This is a genomic window from Pseudomonas sp. Irchel s3f19 (assembly GCF_900187555.1).
In the GTDB taxonomy this organism is placed as follows: Bacteria; Pseudomonadota; Gammaproteobacteria; order Pseudomonadales; family Pseudomonadaceae; genus Aquipseudomonas; species Aquipseudomonas capeferrum.
In genome coordinates this window covers 722,221-736,021 of record NZ_FYDW01000001.1, presented here as the reverse complement: position 1 = coordinate 736,021, position 13,801 = coordinate 722,221, and the positions used below count along the sequence as shown (strand labels likewise).

Below are 13,801 nucleotides of genomic sequence, written 5' to 3'. Positions count from 1 at the left end.
GGGGCTGTTACCAGAAGTTAATCGCCTTGCCGTTGTTGGCGAGATGAATTTTAGGGGGGCGGCTTGCGCTGAAACAGTAGGCCTTTTGATAAAGTGTTTTGACAGAATCTGTAACAATCACCCCAAAAGCACCCTGCTTTTTTCGGGCCAGGGCTACGAGCCGCGAGCTAGAGCGCTCTGCTCGTACGTCAGTACCAAATTCGGCCGCTTTACTACCAACGTCGAATGGCTTTTGTCGCTCTGGTACAGTTACAAACGGTTCCATACAAAAACAACTATTACACCGAGGTAACACAGATGAGTGCGGCTCCACTGTATCCCGTTCGTCCCGAGGTTGCGGCCACTACCCTGACCGACGAGGCCACCTACAAGGCCATGTACCAGCAATCGGTGATCAACCCGGACGGCTTCTGGCGCGAGCAGGCCCAGCGTCTGGACTGGATCAAGCCGTTTACCAAGGTCAAGCAGACCTCCTTCGATGACCACCATGTCGATATCAAGTGGTTTGCCGATGGCACTCTGAACGTTTCCTCCAACTGCCTGGACCGTCACCTTGAAGAGCGTGGCGACCAGTTGGCGATCATCTGGGAGGGCGATGACCCTTCCGAGCACCGCAACATCACCTACCGCGAGCTCCACGAGCAGGTCTGCAAGTTTGCCAACGCCTTGCGTGGCCAGGACGTGCACCGCGGCGACGTGGTGACCATCTACATGCCGATGATCCCCGAGGCCGTGGTCGCCATGCTGGCCTGTGCCCGCATCGGTGCAATCCACTCGGTGGTATTCGGCGGCTTCTCCCCCGAGGCGCTGGCCGGCCGAATCATCGACTGCAAGTCCAAGGTGGTGATCACCGCCGACGAAGGTTTGCGCGGCGGCCGTCGTACCCCGCTCAAGGGCAACGTCGACCTGGCCCTGACCAACCCTGAAACCAACAGTGTGCAGAAGATCATCGTGTGCAAGCGCACCGGTGGCGAGATTGCCTGGCACCAGCACCGCGACATCTGGTACGAAGACCTGATGAAAGTGGCTTCCAGCCACTGCGCGCCGAAAGAAATGGGTGCCGAGGAAGCGCTGTTCATCCTTTATACCTCCGGCTCCACCGGCAAGCCCAAGGGCGTGCTGCACACCACGGGGGGTTACCTGGTGTATGCCGCGCTGACCCATGAGCGGGTGTTCGACTACCGCCCGGGTGAGGTCTACTGGTGCACCGCAGACGTGGGCTGGGTCACCGGCCACAGCTACATCGTCTACGGCCCGCTGGCCAACGGCGCAACCACCTTGCTGTTCGAGGGTGTGCCGAACTACCCGGACATCACCCGGGTGTCGAAAATCATCGACAAGCACAAGGTCAACATCCTCTACACCGCGCCTACCGCGATTCGCGCCATGATGGCCGAAGGGCAGGCGGCCGTTGACGGCGCCGATGGTTCCAGCCTGCGCCTGCTGGGTTCGGTCGGCGAGCCAATCAACCCCGAGGCATGGAACTGGTACTACAAGGCGGTCGGCAAAGAGCGTTGCCCGATCGTCGATACCTGGTGGCAGACCGAAACTGGCGGCATCCTGATCAGCCCGTTGCCAGGCGCCACCGGCCTCAAGCCGGGTTCGGCAACCCGTCCGTTCTTCGGTGTGGTGCCGGCGCTGGTGGACAACCTGGGCAACCTCATTGATGGCGCCGCCGAAGGCAACCTGGTGATCCTCGATTCCTGGCCGGGCCAGTCGCGTTCGCTGTATGGCGATCACGACCGTTTCGTCGACACCTACTTCAAGACCTTCCGTGGCATGTACTTCACCGGTGACGGCGCGCGCCGCGACGAGGATGGTTACTACTGGATCACCGGCCGTGTGGATGACGTGCTCAACGTGTCCGGCCACCGCATGGGCACTGCCGAAATCGAAAGTGCCATGGTTGCCCACGCCAAGGTTGCCGAGGCGGCCGTGGTGGGTGTGCCGCACGACATCAAGGGGCAGGGCATCTATGTCTATGTCACCCTCAATGCCGGCGTGGAGCCCAGCGAGCAACTGCGCCTGGAGCTGAAAAACTGGGTGCGCAAGGAGATCGGGCCGATTGCTTCGCCGGACGTGATCCAGTGGGCGCCTGGGCTGCCGAAGACCCGCTCGGGCAAGATCATGCGGCGTATCCTGCGCAAGATCGCCACGGCGGAGTACGGCTCATTGGGGGATATCTCGACCCTGGCCGACCCGGGTGTGGTGCAGCATCTGATCGACACGCACAAAGCGATGAACCTGGCTTCGGCGTGATGCGCAGGGGGTTGTAGCACGCCCCCCCTCAGGCCCTGATAAAAACCCCGCTCGGGCAACCGGCGGGGTTTTTGCTTTACTGTTACCCGACATTCATCGGTAACTCTTCTGTCACCTTGGGTGATCGCAAACGGGGCGCGAGGAAACAGTTCGGCCCACTTTCGGTGCATTTTTGCAGGCATTTTTGCCTGGGTGGTACGCTGCACTTGCCGTGACACAAGGCTTTGCCAATAATAGGCCCAGTATTTGCTAGTTCAATGGGTTCTAATTCTTGCGCTCTTGCATATCTTGCAATGGCTGTCAACATCGCCCGCAGCGGTTTCAAGCGCTTCTGTAAGTAGTTGTCGCTTTGAAGAAATATCGACTACCGGGCTGTCGTTAAAATGCCACTCACTCGCTCGTGGTCTCCGACCGACCCTGCGCGGCTCGCGTTGTACCCATTCGCATATCGGGCAGCCGTTACCTGCCTTGTATTGCCCCGTACCGATGGAGTTACCTGATGAAGAAGCTCGCACTGCTTGGCGCCCTGGCGCTGTCCGTGTTTTCCCTTGTGTCGCAGGCCGATGAAAAACCATTGAAAATCGGTATCGAAGCCGCCTACCCACCCTTTGCCTTCAAGCAGCCCGACGGCAGCATTGCCGGTTTCGACTACGACATCGGCAATGCCCTGTGTGAAGAGATGAAAGCCAAGTGCACCTGGGTCGAGCAAGAGTTCGACGGCCTGATCCCGGCACTGAAGGTGCGCAAGATCGACGCGATTCTGTCGTCCATGTCGATTACCGAAGACCGCAAGAAGTCGGTCGACTTCACCAACCGCTACTACCTGACCCCAGCACGCCTGGTGATGAAGGAAGGCACCACGGTCAGCGACAGCCTGGGCGAACTGCAGGGCAAGAAGATCGGCGTGCAGCGCGGCTCGATCCATGACCGCTTCGCCAAGGAAGTGCTGGGCGCCAAAGGTGCCACCGTGGTTCCTTACGGCACCCAGAACGAAATCTACCTGGATGTGGCTGCCGGCCGCCTCGATGGCACGGTGGCTGACGCCACCCTGCTGGAAGACGGCTTCCTGAAAACTGACGCAGGCAAAGGCTTCGCCTTCGTTGGCCCAGCGTTCACCGACGCCAAGTACTTCGGCGACGGCATCGGCATTGCCGTGCGCAAGGGTGACAAGGCCAACGTCGACCGCATCAACGCGGCCATCGACGCCATCCGTGCCAATGGCAAGTACAAAGAAATCGAGAAGAAGTACTTCAACTTCGACATCTACGGTCCAGACTCGAACTAAGACGTCGGGTTTCACCTGTGCAATGGTGCAAACAGCAGAGGCTCTGAGGTTTGCACCATTTTTCATTCTTTAGGTCGAGGACCTCATCATGTTGAAAGGCTACGGGGCAGTCATCCTCGACGGGGCGTGGCTGACGCTGCAGCTCGCCCTGTCGTCGATGGCCCTGGCCATCGTGCTCGGCCTGATTGGCGTGGCGCTGCGCTTGTCGCCGGTGCGCTGGCTGGCCTGGTTGGGCGATATGTATGCCACGGTGATCCGTGGTATTCCGGATTTGGTACTGATCCTGCTGATCTTCTACGGTGGGCAGGACATCATCAACCGGGTAGCGCCGCTGTTTGGCTACGAAGACTACATCGACCTGAACCCGCTGGCTGCGGGCATCGGCACCTTGGGCTTCATCTTTGGCGCGTACCTGTCGGAAACCTTCCGTGGCGCCTTCCTCGGCATCCCCAAGGGCCAGGCCGAAGCCGGCGTGGCCTATGGCATGAGCAACCTTCAGGTGTTCTTCCGCATCCAGGTGCCACAGATGATCCGCCTGGCCATTCCGGGCTTCACCAACAACTGGCTGGTGCTGACCAAGGCCACGGCGCTGATCTCGGTGGTCGGCCTGCAGGACATGATGTTCAAAGCCAAGCAGGCGGCTGACGCCACCCGCGAACCCTTCACCTTCTTTCTGGCGGTGGCGGCCATGTACCTGGTACTGACCAGTGTCTCGCTGCTGGCCTTGAAGTATCTTGAAAAACGCTACTCGGTGGGCGTCAAGGTGGTTGAACTATGATCTTCGACTACAACGTGGTGTGGGAGGCCATGCCGCTGTACCTCGGCGGGCTGCTGACCACCCTCAAGCTGCTGGCGCTGTCGCTGTTCTTCGGCCTGCTTGCAGCGGTTCCGCTGGGCTTGATGCGGGTGTCCAAGCAGCCGCTGGTTAACCTCAGTGCCTGGCTGTACACCTATGTGATTCGCGGCACGCCGATGCTGGTGCAGCTGTTTCTGATCTACTACGGCCTGGCCCAGTTCGAAGCGGTGCGCGCGAGTATCTTCTGGCCGATGCTGTCCAGTGCCACCTTCTGCGCCTGCCTGGCCTTTGCCGTCAACACCAGTGCCTACACCGCAGAGATCATCGCCGGCAGCCTCAAGGCCACGCCCCATGGCGAGATCGAGGCAGCCAAGGCCATGGGCATGTCGCGCCTCAAGATGTACCGGCGCATCCTGCTGCCGTCGGCCTTGCGCCGGGCGCTGCCGCAGTACAGCAACGAAGTGATCATGATGCTGCAGACCACCAGCCTTGCCTCGATCGTTACCCTGATCGACATCACTGGCGCGGCGCGCACGGTCAATGCCCAGTACTACCTGCCTTTCGAGGCCTACATCACGGCGGGCGTGTTCTACCTGTGCCTGACCTTCATCCTGGTGCGCCTGTTCAAGATGGCCGAACGCCGCTGGCTCGGCTACCTGGCGCCGCGCAAGCACTGACCGCTCTGTGAGAATCGACAGCATGTACAAACTCGAAGTCCAAGACCTGCACAAGCGCTACGGCAGCCATGAAGTGCTCAAGGGCGTGTCCCTGGCGGCCAAGGCTGGCGATGTGATCAGCATCATCGGCTCCAGCGGTTCGGGCAAGTCGACCTTCCTGCGCTGCATCAACCTGCTCGAGCAGCCCCACGCCGGCAAGATCCTGCTCAACAACGAAGCGTTGAAGCTGGTCGCCGGCAAGGATGGCGCACTCAAGGCGGCCGACCCGCGTCAGTTGCAGCGCATGCGCTCGCGCCTGTCGATGGTGTTTCAGCATTTCAACCTGTGGTCGCACATGACTGCGCTGGAAAACGTCATCGAGGCCCCCGTGCACGTGCTCGGGATGAACAAGAAAGAGGCCCTGGAAAAGGCCGAGCACTACCTGGCCAAGGTCGGTGTCGCCCACCGCAAGGATGCCTTCCCGGGGCACATGTCCGGTGGCGAGCAGCAGCGCGTGGCGATTGCCCGTGCCCTGGCCGTGGAGCCTGAGGTGATGCTGTTCGACGAACCGACCTCGGCGCTCGACCCCGAGCTGGTGGGTGATGTGCTCAAGGTCATGCAGGCACTGGCCCAGGAAGGCCGGACCATGGTGGTGGTGACCCACGAGATGGGCTTTGCCCGCGAGGTGTCGAACCAGTTGATATTCCTGCACAAGGGCCTGGTGGAAGAGACCGGTTGCCCGCGCGAGGTGCTGGCCAACCCGCAATCGGAGCGGCTCAAGCAGTTCCTCTCCGGCAGCCTCAAGTAAAGAACGCTGCATCTTTGCACCAGAATAGGGCATGCTGCGCAGCGAGCGCAGCCTGACCCTGCGCCACAGACTCGAACGACCCCAGGTTTCGGACCGCACCCTATGACCACCCAGCGAATCGGTTTTCTCATCTGGCCCAGCACCAAGCCCTTGACCCTGGCGCTGGCCGAGGAAGTGTTGCAGGTGGCCCAGCGGGTGCATCCGGATGTGGTCTACGAATTGGCCTTTCTTCAGGCCGAGCCTGCCGTTGAGGGTGCCTGGCGCCTGCCGGGCGAGCCGTGGAATGGCCGCCTGGAGGGCTGTCAGAAGCTCTTGTTGATGGCCGACGAGCCACCGCAGGCCGTCGGCTCGGTGCTATCGACCGCGCTCAAGCAGCAGGCGCGAAGTGGTTGCGTGATCGGTGGCTTGTCTGCCGGTGTGTATCCGCTGGCCCAGCTTGGCCTGCTCGACGGTTATCGTGCGGCGGTGCACTGGCGCTGGCAGGACGATTTTGCCGAGCGCTTCCCCAAGGTCATCGCCACCAGCCACCTGTTCGACTGGGACCGTGACCGCCTGACCGCCTGTGGTGGCATGGCGGTGACTGATCTGTTGCTGGCCGTGCTGGCCCGTGATCATGGTGCGGAGCTGGCGGGGGCGGTGTCTGAAGAACTGGTGGTCGAGCGTATCCGCGAGGGGGGCGAGCGTCAGCGTATTCCGTTGCAGAACCGCCTGGGCTCCAGCCACCCCAAGCTGACCCAGGCCGTATTGCTGATGGAAGCCAATATCGAAGAACCGCTGACCACTGACGAGATCGCTCAGCATGTGTGCGTGTCGCGTCGGCAGCTGGAGCGCATCTTCAAGCAGTACCTGAACCGGGTACCCAGCCAGTATTACCTCGAGCTGCGGCTTAACAAAGCGCGGCAGATGCTGATGCAGACCAGCAAGTCGATCATCCAGATCGGCTTGTCGTGCGGGTTCTCCTCGGGGCCGCATTTTTCCAGTGCGTACCGCAATTTCTTTGGCGCGACGCCGCGTGAAGACCGCAACCAGCGGCGTAACAGCAGCCCGTTCGAGTTGAGTTCGGCGCCTGCCGAGAAGGGTTGACGCTTGTCTGACGGTGCAGGCCCCACGAATGGGTCGGTGCCGGCAGCATCCAATCCCGGTGTGAACACCCGTTCACCCAGCCACCCACTCCCGTTACACTGCGCGATTGCGACAGTGTTTGTCGCATTGCCGAAAGCCTGGGTAAAACAGGGTTTTGCGCTGTAACAAGTTGTCGCTTGGCCGCAAGGACAGGCGCCCATCAGTCCTTACAATCCCCCCATCGCTCGCCACTTCCAGGCCAGCGTTCCTCTTCAGGAGACTCAGATGTCCGTTGAGCAAGCCCCGGTGCAACGTGCCGATTTCGACCAGGTCATGGTCCCCAACTATTCGCCGGCGGCCTTCATTCCTGTGCGAGGCGAGGGTTCCCGAGTCTGGGACCAGTCGGGTCGCGAGCTGATCGACTTCGCTGGCGGTATCGCCGTCAACGCCCTGGGTCACTGCCATCCGGCACTGGTCAAGGCACTGACCGAGCAGGCCAACACCCTCTGGCACGTATCCAACGTATTCACCAACGAGCCTGCGCTGCGCCTGGCCCACAAACTGGTGGACGCGACCTTTGCCGACCGAGCCTTCTTCTGCAACTCCGGTGCCGAAGCCAACGAGGCCGCCTTCAAGCTGGCCCGTCGCGTTGCCCATGACCGTTTCGGCCCTGAAAAGCACGAAATCATCGCCACCGTGAACAGCTTCCACGGGCGCACCCTGTTCACCGTCAGCGTCGGCGGCCAGCCAAAGTACTCCGACGGCTTCGGGCCGAAGATCACCGGCATCAGCCATGTGCCGTACAACGACCTGGAAGCGCTCAAGGCACAGATTTCCGACAAGACCTGCGCCGTGGTGATCGAGCCGATCCAGGGCGAGAGCGGTGTGGTCCCGGCCGACAAGGCTTACCTGGAAGGCGCACGCAAGCTGTGCGATGAGCACAATGCACTGCTGATCTTCGACGAAGTGCAGACCGGCGTCGGCCGTACTGGTTCGCTGTACGCCTATCAGCACTACGGTGTCACCCCCGACATCCTGACCAGCGCCAAGAGCCTGGGCGGCGGTTTCCCGATCGGCGCCATGCTGACCACCACCGAGCTGGCCAAGCACCTGGCTGTCGGCACCCACGGCACCACCTATGGTGGCAACCCGCTGGGCTGCGCCGTTGCCTGCGCCGTGCTGGACGTGATCAACACCCCGCAAACACTTGCCGGCATCAAGGCCAAGCACGAGCGTTTCAAGGCCCGTCTGGATCAGATCGGGCAGAAGTACAGCCTGTTCACCCAGGTGCGTGGCGTTGGCCTGCTGATTGGCTGCGTGTTGACCGACGCCTGGAAGGGCAAGGCCAAGGACGTGCTCAACGCCGCCGAGAAAGAAGGGGTGATGGTGCTGCAAGCCGGCCCGGACGTGGTGCGTTTCGCGCCTAGCCTGGTGGTTGAAGACGCCGACATCGATGAAGGCCTGGACCGCTTCGAACGCGCCGTGGCCACACTGACCCAGGGCTGATAAGCCTGCGGTCCTGTCGTCGGCCCAGAAGGGGCCGGCGATACCTGAATTCCAGCGCGGGCGCGTGCTTGCAGTGTCAATCGCGCGCCCGCCGTTTTTTCGTGCCGCCATAAGCGGCCCGCTTTACCAAAGGAGTGACACCATGCTGGTGATGCGCCCCGCGCAAATGGCTGACCTGAACGAAGTGCAGCGCATGGCTGCCGACAGCCCCATTGGTGTCACCTCGCTGCCGGACGATTCTGCCCGTCTGGGCGACAAGATCGCCGCGTCGGAAACCTCCTTCGCCGCCGAGGTCAGCTTCAATGGCGAAGAAAGCTACTTCTTCGTGCTCGAAGACAGCGTCACCGGCAAGCTTGCCGGCTGTTCGGCCATCGTCGCCTCGGCCGGCTACTCCGAGCCGTTCTACAGTTTCCGTAACGAGACCTTCGTGCACGCCTCGCGCGAGCTGAAGATCCACAACAAGATCCATGTCCTGTCGCTGTGCCATGACTTGACCGGCAACAGCCTGCTGACCAGCTTCTACGTCTTGCCTGAACTGGTCGGCAGTGGCTGGGCCGAGCTCAACTCGCGTGGCCGCCTGCTGTTCATGGCCGCGCACCCGGAGCGCTTCGCCGACTCGGTGGTGACCGAGATCGTTGGCTACAGCGATGATCAGGGCGAATCGCCATTCTGGGATGCCATAGGGCGCAATTTCTTCGACCTCAACTACGCCGACGCCGAGCGCCTGTGCGGGTTGAAGAGCCGCACGTTCCTGGCCGAGCTGATGCCGCACTACCCGATCTATGTGCCGCTGCTGCCCGACGAAGCCCAGGAAGCCATGGGCCAGGTTCATCCGCGGGCGCAGATCACCTTCGACATCCTGATGCGTGAAGGTTTCGAGACCGAGCACTACATCGACATCTTCGACGGCGGGCCGACCTTGCATGCGCGGGCTTCGGGCATTCGCTCGATTGCCCAGAGCCGTGTGGTGCCGGTCAAGCTTGAAGATGCCCCGGTCAAGGGCGGGCGCCCGTACCTGGTGTGCAACGGCCAGTTGCAGGACTACCGTGCAGTGTTGCTGGAGCTCGACTGGGTGCCCGGCAAACCGGTCAGCCTGGGGCGCGATGCGGCCGACGCCCTGGGCATTGGTGAGGGTGGCAGTGTGCGTCTGGTTGCCGTCTGAGGCGCGAGCCTGCGCAGACAGCTCGTAACAGCAAGCTCGAAACGAAGCGTTTCGCGGTGGCAGAGGTCGCCGCTCAAGGAGATAGCATGATCGTTCGTCCCGTACGCAGCAGCGATTTACCCGCGCTGATCGAACTGGCTCGCAGCACCGGCACCACTGGGCTGACTACGCTGCCGGCCAACGAAGAACGCCTCGGGCATCGCGTGGGTTGGGCCGAGAAGAGCTTCCGTGGTGAAGCCGAACGTGGCGATACCGACTACCTGTTCGTGCTGGAGAATGACGAAGGCATGGTGGTGGGCATCAGCGCCATCGCCGGTGCCGTCGGCCTGCGTGAGCCCTGGTACAACTACCGGGTCGGCCTGACCGTCAGCGCCTCGCAGGAGCTGAACATCTACCGCGAGATCCCCACCCTGTTCCTGGCCAACGACCTGACCGGCAACTCCGAGCTGTGCTCGCTGTTCCTGCGTAGCGACTATCGCTCTGGCCTCAACGGCCGCTTGCTGTCACGCGCACGCATGCTGTTCATCGCCGAATTCCCGGAGCTGTTCGGCAAGAAGATTATCGCCGAGATGCGCGGCATGTCCGACGAGCAGGGGCGTTCGCCGTTCTGGGAAAGCCTGGGCCGGCACTTCTTCAAGATGGAGTTCAGCCAGGCCGACTACCTGACTGGGGTGGGCAACAAGTCGTTCATCGCCGAGCTGATGCCCAAGTTCCCGCTGTACACCTGCTTCCTGTCCGAGGCGGCGCGCAATGTGATCGGCCGTGTGCACACCGACACCGAGCCTGCGCTGGCCATGCTCAAGCAGGAAGGGTTCAGCTACCAAGGCTATGTCGACATCTTCGACGCCGGCCCTGCCATCGAATGTGAGACCGCGAAAATTCGCGCCGTGCGCGAAAGCCAGACCCTGGTGCTGGCGGTCGGTACCCCCGGCGATGACGCGACGCCTTACATCATCCACAACCGCAAACGCGACGACTGCCGCATCACGGCCGCGCCCGCACGCCTGGCGGCAGGCACCCTGGTGGTCGACCCGCTGACCGCCAAGCGCCTGCGCATGGGGGCTGGCGACAACGTGCGGGCCGTGCCGCTGTCGGCTAGCCGGGAGGCCCAGTAAATGACCACCCATTACATCGCCGGCAACTGGCAGGCCGGCCAGGGCGCCGCCCTGCAATCGCTCAACCCGGTGAGCCAGGCCGTAGTCTGGGAAGGGCAGGGTGCCGATGCCAGCCAGGTTGATGCCGCCGTGCGGGCTGCTCGCCAGACCTTTCCGGCCTGGGCACAGCTGAGCCTGGAAGCGCGTATCGACGTGCTGGAAAAATTCGCTGAACAGCTGAAGCAGCATGCCGAGGCGCTGGCGCATTGCATCGGTGAAGAAACCGGCAAGCCGCTATGGGAGTCGGCGACCGAAGTCACCAGCATGGTCAACAAGGTGGCGATTTCGGTGCAGAGCTACCGCGAGCGGACCGGCGAAAAAAGTGGCCCGCTGGCCGATGCCACCGCCGTGTTGCGGCACAAGCCACATGGTGTGGTGGCGGTGTTCGGGCCTTACAACTTCCCGGGCCACTTGCCCAATGGGCATATCGTGCCGGCACTGCTGGCGGGCAACAGCGTGGTGTTCAAGCCCAGCGAGCTGACGCCCAAGGTTGCCGAGCTGACCGTCAACTGCTGGATCGCTGCCGGCCTGCCCGCCGGTGTGCTCAACCTGGTGCAGGGCGCGCGCGAAACCGGTGTGGCGCTGGCGGCCAACCCGGGGATCGACGGGCTGTTCTTCACAGGCTCCAGTCGCACCGGCAACCTGCTGCACCAGCAGTTCGCCGGGCGCCCGGACAAAATTCTCGCGCTGGAGATGGGCGGTAACAACCCGCTGGTGGTGGACGAGGTCAAGGATCTCGACGCTGCGGTGTACACCATCATCCAGTCGGCATTCATTTCCGCTGGCCAGCGCTGCACCTGCGCGCGTCGCCTGCTGGTGCCGCAAGGGGCCTGGGGCGATACGCTGATCGCGCGGCTGGTCGAGGTGTGCAGAAGCATCACGGTGGGCGCATTCGACCAGCAGCCAGCGCCGTTCATGGGCTCGGTGATATCGCTGCAGGCGGCCCAGGCGCTGCTTGCAGCCCAGGCCTACCTGGTGGGCAAGGGCGCCGTGAAGTTGCTGGAGATGACCCAGCCGCAGGCCGACGCCGCACTGCTGACGCCTGGCATCCTCGATGTCAGCGCCGTTGCCGGGCGCCCTGACGAAGAGTTCTTCGGCCCGTTGCTGCAGGTGATTCGCTACACCGACTTCGATGCCGCCATCGATGAGGCCAACAACACCCAGTACGGCCTGGCCGCCGGGTTGCTCTCCGACTCCCGCGCGCGCTACCAGTATTTCTGGCTGCGCAGCCGGGCGGGCATCGTCAACTGGAACAAGCAGCTGACGGGTGCCGCCAGCAGCGCGCCGTTCGGTGGCGTCGGCAACAGCGGCAACCACCGCGCCAGTGCCTACTACGCAGCCGATTACTGCGCTTACCCCGTGGCCTCGCTGGAGACCGCCAGCCTCGCCTTGCCGGCAACCCTGACGCCGGGCGTCACCCTATAACAAACGGTCTCGGAGCCTAGCCGATGAAATCCTACGAAGTGAATTTTGATGGCCTGGTGGGGCCAACCCACAACTATGGCGGCTTGTCCTACGGCAATGTGGCTTCGCAGAGCAACAGCCAGCAGTCGTCCAACCCGCGCGAAGCCGCGCGCCAGGGCCTGGCAAAAATGAAGGCCCTGGCCGACATGGGCTTCAAGCAGGGTGTGCTGGCCCCGCAGGAACGGCCAGACGTGGCCGCGTTGCGCCGCCTGGGCTTCTCAGGCAGCGATGCCGAGGTGATCCAGCGCGCAGCCAGGGAAGCCATGCCCTTGCTGGTCGCCAGTTGCTCGGCGTCGAGCATGTGGGTGGCCAATGCCGCCACGGTCAGCCCCAGTGCCGACACGGCCGATGGTCGCGTGCATTTCACGGCCGCCAACCTCAACTGCAAGTACCACCGCAGCATCGAGCACCCGACCACCAGCCGTGTGCTGGGTGCGATGTTCGCCGATGACAGGCACTTCGCTCACCACCCGGCGTTGCCGGCGGTGGCGCAGTTCGGCGACGAGGGTGCGGCCAACCACACACGCTTCTGCCGTCGCTACGGCGAAGCGGGCGTCGAATTCTTCGTCTACGGCCGCAGCGCGTTCGACAGCCGCTACCCCGCGCCGCAGAAGTACCCGGCGCGCCAGACCCTGGAAGCGTCCCAAGCCGTGGCCCGGCTGCATGGCCTGAGCGACGACGGCGTGGTCTACGCTCAACAGAACCCGGCGGTGATCGACCAGGGCGTGTTCCACAATGACGTGATTTCGGTGGGTAACGGCGAGGTGCTGTTCTACCACGAAGACGCCTTCCTCGAGACCGATGCGGTGCTTGGCCAGCTGCAAGCTAAACTGGCCAGTAAGGGTGGCAACTTCCAGGCCATCCGTGTGCCGCGTGCGGCAGTGGCGGTGGAGGATGCGGTGCGTTCCTACCTGTTCAACAGCCAGCTGCTCAGCCGCGATGACGGCTCCATGCTGTTGGTGGTGCCGGAAGAATGCCGGAGCAACGAGCGGGTCTGGGCTTATCTTGGCCAGTTGACCCAGCAGGGCGGCCCGGTAAGCGAGGTCAAGGTGTTCGACCTCAAGCAAAGCATGCAGAACGGCGGAGGCCCTGCTTGCCTGCGTCTTCGCGTAGCGTTGAAGGAATCGGAACTGGCGGCGGTCAATCCAGGCGTTATCATGACCGCGCCGCTGTACGACACGCTGCTGCAGTGGGTAGACAAGCATTACCGCGACCGCATGGGCGAAGCGGACCTTGCCGACCCGCAGTTGTTGGTCGAATGCCGTACGGCACTGGATGAGTTGACTCAGATTCTGCAATTGGGTTCGGTCTATCCGTTCCAACGCCAACCTTGAAGAGAGACTAAGTAATGACCGATGCCCTGCGCCTGATCCTCGAAGACGAAGACGGCACCCAGCTGGAAACTTCCTGCACCCGCTTTGCCGTTGTCTGGCAAGGCAAGGAAGTGTGGATTCAGCAGGACGGCCGCGGCCAGTTGCTGATTGGCGTGGACGTCGAGGAAGACGACACCGAGTACGCCAACCTGCTGCTGCGCCCGATGGCCACCAACCTGGTCAGCCTGCAGCTGGAGATGGAGCCGGCCGAAGTCGCTGACGGCGACGATCACGTCCATGGCCCCGACTGCGGCCACCAACACTAAGGAAGTGCCT

General features: G+C 62.6%; 13 protein-coding genes. 12 read left to right on the top strand and 1 reads right to left on the bottom strand.

The annotated features are described in order from the left end of the window. Positions 1-7: 7 nt before the first annotated feature. Positions 8-265 (bottom strand): hypothetical protein, encoded by a 258-nt coding sequence (locus tag CKW22_RS27210; RefSeq protein ID WP_143500693.1) that lies wholly within the window; start codon positions 263-265, stop codon positions 8-10. 32 nt (positions 266-297) lie between these two features. On the opposite strand from CKW22_RS27210, the gene acs reads away from it, so the two are divergent. From acs to CKW22_RS03280, 12 genes are all read left to right on the top strand, one after another. After that, positions 298-2,259 (top strand): acetate--CoA ligase, encoded by a 1,962-nt coding sequence (gene acs / locus CKW22_RS03340; RefSeq protein WP_033699574.1) that lies wholly within the window; start codon positions 298-300, stop codon positions 2,257-2,259. Positions 2,260-2,758: 499 nt separating this feature from the next. After that, positions 2,759-3,544, top strand: coding sequence for an ABC transporter substrate-binding protein (locus tag CKW22_RS03335; protein WP_033699573.1), 786 nt, complete (start codon positions 2,759-2,761; stop codon positions 3,542-3,544). A gap of 88 nt (positions 3,545-3,632) precedes the next feature. Beyond that, positions 3,633-4,322 carry an ABC transporter permease gene (locus CKW22_RS03330; RefSeq protein ID WP_033699572.1) on the top strand — a complete coding sequence of 230 codons (690 nt, stop codon included), beginning with the start codon at positions 3,633-3,635 and terminating at the stop codon, positions 4,320-4,322. Beyond that, positions 4,319-5,017, top strand: a complete 699-nt coding sequence (locus CKW22_RS03325) for an ABC transporter permease (protein ID WP_033699570.1) — start codon at positions 4,319-4,321, stop codon at positions 5,015-5,017. Before CKW22_RS03330 ends, CKW22_RS03325 begins: the two co-directional genes overlap by 4 nt. Positions 5,018-5,039: 22 nt before the next feature. Further along, the gene (locus tag CKW22_RS03320) at positions 5,040-5,804 is read left to right on the top strand and encodes an ABC transporter ATP-binding protein (protein WP_033699569.1); all 765 of its coding nucleotides are present in this window, start codon (positions 5,040-5,042) and stop codon (positions 5,802-5,804) included. Positions 5,805-5,906: 102 nt separating this feature from the next. Further along, complete coding sequence (gene argR / locus CKW22_RS03315) at positions 5,907-6,887, top strand: transcriptional regulator ArgR (protein WP_095063747.1); 981 nt, start codon at positions 5,907-5,909, stop codon at positions 6,885-6,887. Between the two features lie 264 nt (positions 6,888-7,151). After that, positions 7,152-8,372 (top strand): acetylornithine transaminase, encoded by a 1,221-nt coding sequence (locus tag CKW22_RS03305; protein ID WP_033699566.1) that lies wholly within the window; start codon positions 7,152-7,154, stop codon positions 8,370-8,372. A gap of 142 nt (positions 8,373-8,514) precedes the next feature. Then, positions 8,515-9,534, top strand: a complete 1,020-nt coding sequence (gene aruF / locus CKW22_RS03300; RefSeq protein ID WP_047583454.1) for an arginine/ornithine succinyltransferase subunit alpha — start codon at positions 8,515-8,517, stop codon at positions 9,532-9,534. Positions 9,535-9,620: 86 nt separating this feature from the next. Continuing rightward, entirely contained in the window at positions 9,621-10,649 is a 1,029-nt protein-coding gene (gene astA, locus CKW22_RS03295; protein WP_033699564.1) for an arginine N-succinyltransferase, read from the top strand. After that, entirely contained in the window at positions 10,650-12,113 is a 1,464-nt protein-coding gene (gene astD / locus CKW22_RS03290; protein ID WP_095063746.1) for a succinylglutamate-semialdehyde dehydrogenase, read from the top strand. 23 nt (positions 12,114-12,136) lie between these two features. After that, positions 12,137-13,486 carry an N-succinylarginine dihydrolase gene (gene astB, locus CKW22_RS03285; protein WP_033699562.1) on the top strand — a complete coding sequence of 450 codons (1,350 nt, stop codon included), beginning with the start codon at positions 12,137-12,139 and terminating at the stop codon, positions 13,484-13,486. A 14-nt stretch (positions 13,487-13,500) separates the two neighbouring features. Further along, positions 13,501-13,791 (top strand): topoisomerase II, encoded by a 291-nt coding sequence (locus CKW22_RS03280; RefSeq protein ID WP_033699561.1) that lies wholly within the window; start codon positions 13,501-13,503, stop codon positions 13,789-13,791. Positions 13,792-13,801 lie beyond the last annotated feature (10 nt).

Coding starts and splice junctions, on each gene's coding strand:
- CKW22_RS27210 (WP_143500693.1), bottom strand. CDS start 265: ATGGAACCGTTTGTAACTGTACCAGAGCGACAAAAGCCATTCGACGTT.
- acs (WP_033699574.1), top strand. CDS start 298: ATGAGTGCGGCTCCACTGTATCCCGTTCGTCCCGAGGTTGCGGCCACT.
- CKW22_RS03335 (WP_033699573.1), top strand. CDS start 2,759: ATGAAGAAGCTCGCACTGCTTGGCGCCCTGGCGCTGTCCGTGTTTTCC.
- CKW22_RS03330 (WP_033699572.1), top strand. CDS start 3,633: ATGTTGAAAGGCTACGGGGCAGTCATCCTCGACGGGGCGTGGCTGACG.
- CKW22_RS03325 (WP_033699570.1), top strand. CDS start 4,319: ATGATCTTCGACTACAACGTGGTGTGGGAGGCCATGCCGCTGTACCTC.
- CKW22_RS03320 (WP_033699569.1), top strand. CDS start 5,040: ATGTACAAACTCGAAGTCCAAGACCTGCACAAGCGCTACGGCAGCCAT.
- argR (WP_095063747.1), top strand. CDS start 5,907: ATGACCACCCAGCGAATCGGTTTTCTCATCTGGCCCAGCACCAAGCCC.
- CKW22_RS03305 (WP_033699566.1), top strand. CDS start 7,152: ATGTCCGTTGAGCAAGCCCCGGTGCAACGTGCCGATTTCGACCAGGTC.
- aruF (WP_047583454.1), top strand. CDS start 8,515: ATGCTGGTGATGCGCCCCGCGCAAATGGCTGACCTGAACGAAGTGCAG.
- astA (WP_033699564.1), top strand. CDS start 9,621: ATGATCGTTCGTCCCGTACGCAGCAGCGATTTACCCGCGCTGATCGAA.
- astD (WP_095063746.1), top strand. CDS start 10,650: ATGACCACCCATTACATCGCCGGCAACTGGCAGGCCGGCCAGGGCGCC.
- astB (WP_033699562.1), top strand. CDS start 12,137: ATGAAATCCTACGAAGTGAATTTTGATGGCCTGGTGGGGCCAACCCAC.
- CKW22_RS03280 (WP_033699561.1), top strand. CDS start 13,501: ATGACCGATGCCCTGCGCCTGATCCTCGAAGACGAAGACGGCACCCAG.